This is a genomic window from Pandoraea sp. NPDC090278 (assembly GCF_044772185.1).
Taxonomy (GTDB): Bacteria; Pseudomonadota; Gammaproteobacteria; order Burkholderiales; family Burkholderiaceae; genus Pandoraea.
This window is the reverse complement of sequence record NZ_JBIVYJ010000029.1, coordinates 1-5158: the sequence shown is the minus strand read 5'-3', so window position 1 is coordinate 5158 and position 5158 is coordinate 1. Positions and strand designations below refer to the sequence as shown.

The 5158-nt window shown below is 62.8% G+C and carries 5 protein-coding genes and 1 pseudogene; 4 read left to right on the top strand and 2 right to left on the bottom strand.

The annotated features are described in order from the left end of the window. Positions 1 to 123 (bottom strand): transposase (locus ACIQWO_RS27305; protein WP_186198256.1); only part of this gene is annotated, 123 nt, incomplete at its 3' end. A 65-nt stretch (positions 124 to 188) separates the two neighbouring features. On the opposite strand from ACIQWO_RS27305, the pseudogene ACIQWO_RS27300 reads away from it, so the two are divergent. The 4 genes and pseudogenes from ACIQWO_RS27300 to ACIQWO_RS27285 all read left to right on the top strand — a co-directional run. After that, positions 189 to 565: pseudogene (locus ACIQWO_RS27300) on the top strand (transposase); the annotation flags it as partial. Positions 566 to 576: 11 nt separating this feature from the next. Further along, positions 577 to 1173, top strand: a complete 597-nt coding sequence (locus ACIQWO_RS27295) for a plasmid pRiA4b ORF-3 family protein (RefSeq protein ID WP_402830834.1) — start codon at positions 577 to 579, stop codon at positions 1171 to 1173. Positions 1174 to 1291: 118 nt separating this feature from the next. Further along, entirely contained in the window at positions 1292 to 2881 is a 1590-nt protein-coding gene (locus ACIQWO_RS27290) for a hypothetical protein (RefSeq protein ID WP_402830832.1), read from the top strand. Between the two features lie 53 nt (positions 2882 to 2934). Next, positions 2935 to 4461: an autotransporter outer membrane beta-barrel domain-containing protein gene (locus ACIQWO_RS27285; protein WP_402830830.1), complete on the top strand. Its 1527-nt coding sequence runs from the start codon at positions 2935 to 2937 to the stop codon at positions 4459 to 4461. Between the two features lie 56 nt (positions 4462 to 4517). Here ACIQWO_RS27285 and ACIQWO_RS27280 read toward each other — a convergent pair whose 3' ends face one another. Then, the gene (locus ACIQWO_RS27280; protein ID WP_402830829.1) at positions 4518 to 4838 is read right to left on the bottom strand and encodes a hypothetical protein; all 321 of its coding nucleotides are present in this window, start codon (positions 4836 to 4838) and stop codon (positions 4518 to 4520) included. Positions 4839 to 5158: the final 320 nt, after the last annotated feature.

Below are 5158 nucleotides of genomic sequence, written 5' to 3'. Positions count from 1 at the left end.
ACGCCAGTTGTAGATCGTCTGCTCGCTGATCCCGTGCTTCTTCGACACCTCGGCGACCGGCGCCTTGTCCGCCTCGCGCAGGATCGTGACCATTTGCTCTTCCGTGAACCGGCTCTTCTTCATGACTTCCTTTCTCCCTTGGAAGCCATTCTCTCAAGTTTCAACTGATCCGAAAATCACCGGGCAGGTCACTGTCACAGGTATCGGCGAAGTCGGGGCTGGCGAAGGCGATTAAATACTCGCTGGGGCACTGGCATGCACTGACACGCTTTTGCGAAGACGGGCGCATCGAGGTGGACAACAATACGGCGGAGCGCGCGATCAGGCCGCTGGTTCTCCGCAGGCGCAATTATCTGTTCGCAGGCTCCGACGGTGGTGGCGAAAGCGCGGCGGTGATCTATAGCCTGATCGGTACGGCACGCCTGAACGGCATCGAGCCGTTTGCCTACCTGCGCACGGTGCTTGAGCGCATCGCCGATCATCCCATCATCCCATCAACCGCATCGACGAGTTGCTGCCGTGGCGCCTGATGCCGGCTGCACACATCGAGCAGCAAGCCGCCTGACAATCAATCAGATGGTCCAACACCGCAAACCTGCCGTACGCCTGGTCAAGGCACCAGTGCCCGATTACGTACTGCGCGTTGAGCTGAAGTACATCAAGCCGGTGATCTGGCGACGAATCATCGTTCCCGGCTCGATCCGGCTGGGCAAGCTGCATGTCGTGCTGCAACTGGCCATGGGCTGGGAAGGCGGGCACCTGCACGAGTTCGTCTTCGGCGAAACCAACTATGGTGAACCTGATGACTTCGGCTTCCAGAGCGATCCACCGATGCTCAGTGAAGCACGGGTCACGCTGGCGAAGGCGCTGGGCGGGCTGAAGTCATTCACCTACGTCTACGACTACGGTGACAACTGGCAGCATCGGATCAAAGTCGAGAAGGCACTCGTGCCTGATCCAGATATGCGCCGGCCGTTGTGCCTGGACGGGCAGAATGCGTGTCCACCGGAAGACGTCGGTGGAGTGCCAGGATATACCGACTTCCTCGAAGCGATCGCCGATCCGAGGCACGAAGAGCACGACCACTTCCTTGAGTGGTGCGGCGGCAGCTTCGATCCCGTCGCCTTCGATCTCGTGCTCGCGAATCAGCAGCTCTCGGAAGTCAAGTTCTGATCCTCAAGACGGCCTCGGATTGACGCTTACGTATCCCCTGAGATGCTGAGTTTCGAATTTTCAAATGCTTCCTATTGCTACTGATGTGTCTGCTTGACTCCATCCCTCAGGAGGTAGAGTGACTCAAGCCAAGCACGAACGCTTGCTCCGCCGTTATCCCGTCGCGACGGTGGCGTCATTGGCCTGCCTACTCGCCGGTGCTGCCGGTGCTGCCGGTGCCGCGCACGCACAAATCTTTCCGCTGCCAGAAATCGTCTCCGGAACCACGCTCACGTACGAACAATATTACGACGGCAATGTGGTGCCGGTCGGCGTGATTCAGGGGAGCGTGACGATTCACCCCGCGCCACCGTATCCTACACAACGCAGCGGCACCGGGATCTGGGTGTTTAGCGGCGCGAATGTCACGATCAATCCGAATCTCGGTGTTCCCGGCGTGGTGTCGGTGACGTCGGACTATCTTGCGGGTGCGCCGAACTACGCGCTTTACGTCGCGAACGGCACCGTCAATATCGTCGCGAGTCAGGCGGGCGTGTTGCTGACCGGCGTCGGCGAGCAGGTGCACGGCGTCTACATGCCTGAAGTGTCGCAAGGCAACTCGGTACTGACCGGTGCCAACGTGACCATTGTGACCACGGGACTGAAAGCCGATGGCATGCGTACCTACGGCGCATCGTCGATCATCAATCTGAGCAACACGTCGATCACCGTGAACGGGCAGGACAGTTGGGGGGTGCGTTCCTGGGGTGGCAGCAACACCACGCTCACGAACTCGACGGTGAGGTCGAACGCTGCGGTCGGGGGCGGTGTTAAGGTGTACAACGGCTCCATCGCCACCATTAACGGCAACTCGACCATCACGACGGCGGTGGCAGGCAATCTCGGACTGAACGCCGAGTGGGACGGTACGCTCAACACGAACTCCGACCCCAATACGCCCGGCACCGTGACCGTCAGCACGACCGGCGCTAGGAGCCACGCGGTGCGTATCGGCTCGGCGAGCGGCAACCTGAACCGGTTGAGTCTCTCTACCACGCAGGACTCGGCCTACGGCTTGCTCGTGAACGGCACGTCGACCGTCACCGGATCGCAGGTCGCGGTGAACACGCAAGGCACCTCCGCCTACGGCATGTGGATCTCCGGTAGCACGGCGATGTTGAATGGCGGCTCGATCACCACGCAGGGGCAAACGGCTCATGGCTTGCTTTCCAGCGGCGGCTCAGCGAAGGCGAATCTGTCCGACTTCGCCATCGCCACGCACGGCACGCAGGCTTACGGCATTTATGGGCGGACGGGCAGCACGACCAACTTCGCCGGCGGTTCCATTACGACCGATCAGGCGAGCACTTACGGCATCTACGCCAACGCCGGGACCATCAACCTGCAGCGCAGCAGCGCGACCGACGAGGGGACGTCGATCACCACGGCGGGGACCAATGCGTACGCCGTGCGCATCGAGAACGGCGGCATGTTCAATGCGACTGGTTCGACGATACGCGCCACCGGCGCAGGCACAGCCGCCATTGTGTTCGACGCGCCGCAGACGCTAGGCGGTGTCCTGACGTCGGCCCCGACGCCCGGTTTGCCGACCTTGCCTGCGACGACCCCGTTGCTCCCGTCGTCCGATCCGGCCCTGCCGTTCGCCATCGACACACCGGTCCCCCCGCGCCGACGGATCTCGGCAGCGATGTTCCATCGCCCGCGTTGACCGTCGTGTCGCGCGCAGGCATCGCGGCCCCGCTGCGAGCAGGCGGCTACAACATGACGTTGCAGGATACGACGGTGACGTCGGACGACGGCGTCGCGTTGTGGATCTACGGCGGCATCGCCAACGTCAATCTGACGAACTCGACGCTGAGCGGCGGCAGTGGCGCGATAGCGCTCAACACGTATCTGAGCGCAGGCGGCGCGCTGTCGAATCAGTACACCGACCGTCTGCTGATTCAAGGCAGCGCGAGCGGCACGACGACGCTGCACATCAAGCCGACGACGGGCAGCCCGGGTGCACTGACGTCGCCCAGCGGGGTGATCACCAACAGCGAAGGGATTTCGGTGGTGCAGGTGGCGGGTGCATCGACGTTCAACGCGTTCAGTCTGTCGGGCGGCTATGTGGTGGCATCGAATTCGCCATACGAATACCGGATCTATGCCTACGGTCCCGGTTCGGCGCATGGGACGGCCGACCCGACGCAGAACCTCGTCGGCACCGGTGCGGGCTATTGGGACTACCGGTTGCAGAGTGCCTACGTGTCGCCCGGAGGGGGCGTCGATCCCGAGGAGCCGGGCAACCCCGGTGGTGGCGTCGACGAGCCGGTGCAGCCGGATGCACGACGTGAGGTGGCACCGCAGGTGGCGTCTTATCTGAGCGCGCCAGCGGCTTTCCTGCAAGCGGGGATGACGGACATCGACTCGTTGCACCGGCGTCTGGGCGAAGTGCGCGACGACCGGATTCTCGGCCGCGATCGCGGACCGGGTGAGATGTTCATGCGCGGTTACGGCGGTAGCTTCAAGTACCGCTCCAACCAGAGCTTTCAGGCGTTCGGTTACGACATGAACGCCGATTACGGTGCGATTCAGATCGGTGGGAATCTCTTCAAGCACTTCACCGACAACGGCACATGGCGCTTCGGTGCGGCTGGCTCGATGGGATGGCTGCATTACGAACCGACCGCCATCGACGGGCCGAGCACCACGCGTGCGAGTGTCTATCGTCTGTATGGCTACGGGACGTATCAGAGCCAGCAGGGCTGGTACGTGGACGGCATCGCGTCGGTCGGCTGGTTCAACGGGCGCACGACGACCGAGGCTCGCGGCGATGTCGCGCCGATGCGGGGCAACAGCTACGCGGAGTCCATCGAAGCCGGGTATCCGCTGGCGCTCGCGTATGGCATGAATCTCGAACCGCAATTGCAGTTCGTCGGTCAGCACCTCGGTTTCGACAACGTGACCGATGCCGATGGACTCTCCGTCAACATCGGCTCACAGAACCAGTTCACCGGACGGCTTGGTGTGCGCCTCACACGTCCCTTCGATGTCAGCACCGGACGCATCACGCCGTACTTCGGGTTCGACGTCATTCATGCGTTCGTGGGCGGCACCAGCGTTCAGGTCAGCGACGCGATGTTCCAGACCGGGAAGTACGGCGATTCGATGATGTTCTCGCTGGGGGTGAACAGTGTGCAGGGCGCGAGCTTCTCGCTGTACGGTCGTGTGTCGTATCAGAAGAGTTTTGGCACGGGCGGCATGCGCGGCGTGCTCGTGAACGTCGGCGCGAAGTACGCCTTTTGACGCGTGAGCGGCGCACCCGTTGACGCAGTGTCGCGGGGTGCGGTGCGCGTCAGCGCTTAGCGACGCTTGGCATCGGGCGAGGGGAGTGCGGCGAGGTCTTCGCTCAGTTGCGCGCGCAACGTGATGATGGCCGCCGTGGTGTCGGCGGGCTTCAGTTCCTCACGTGCGATGGCCTCGCGCAGGTGGTGCCGCAGCATCGGATCGCGCGTTTGCGTCAGCGTTTCGCGATGGAACGGCAGGACGTTCTCCGGATGGCCTCCGACGCGATAGAGATGCGCGATCTCCTCGATGGTGCGAACCGCAGCGAAGCCCGGACCGCCGTGCCCGGCCGCACCCATAGGGCTGCGCGGACCGGGAGTGCCGAAGTGCAGGCCCATCCGGCGGCGGAGGCGGCATCTCGCTCGGCGTGGCGGTTTGCGTGCTGGCAGGGGGCGGGGCATTGGTGGCAGCCGCAGCGGGCAGGCTGACGCCATAAGAATCCGGCAGCTTCGCCTGAGCGGACAGAACTGGGGCGTAAGGTCGAATCGCTTCAACGCGACATCAGGCAGTTGCAGCTTGAACATGATCTGCTGAAGAATGCCAACGAATTGTTAAAAAAAGGCCTAGGGATGCTGTTCAGAACTCAATCCATCGCTCGGAGCCATAGACGCAGAGCCGAAGCGCAGCGAACGCTATAAAGTCTGGCGCGACTGCCGCG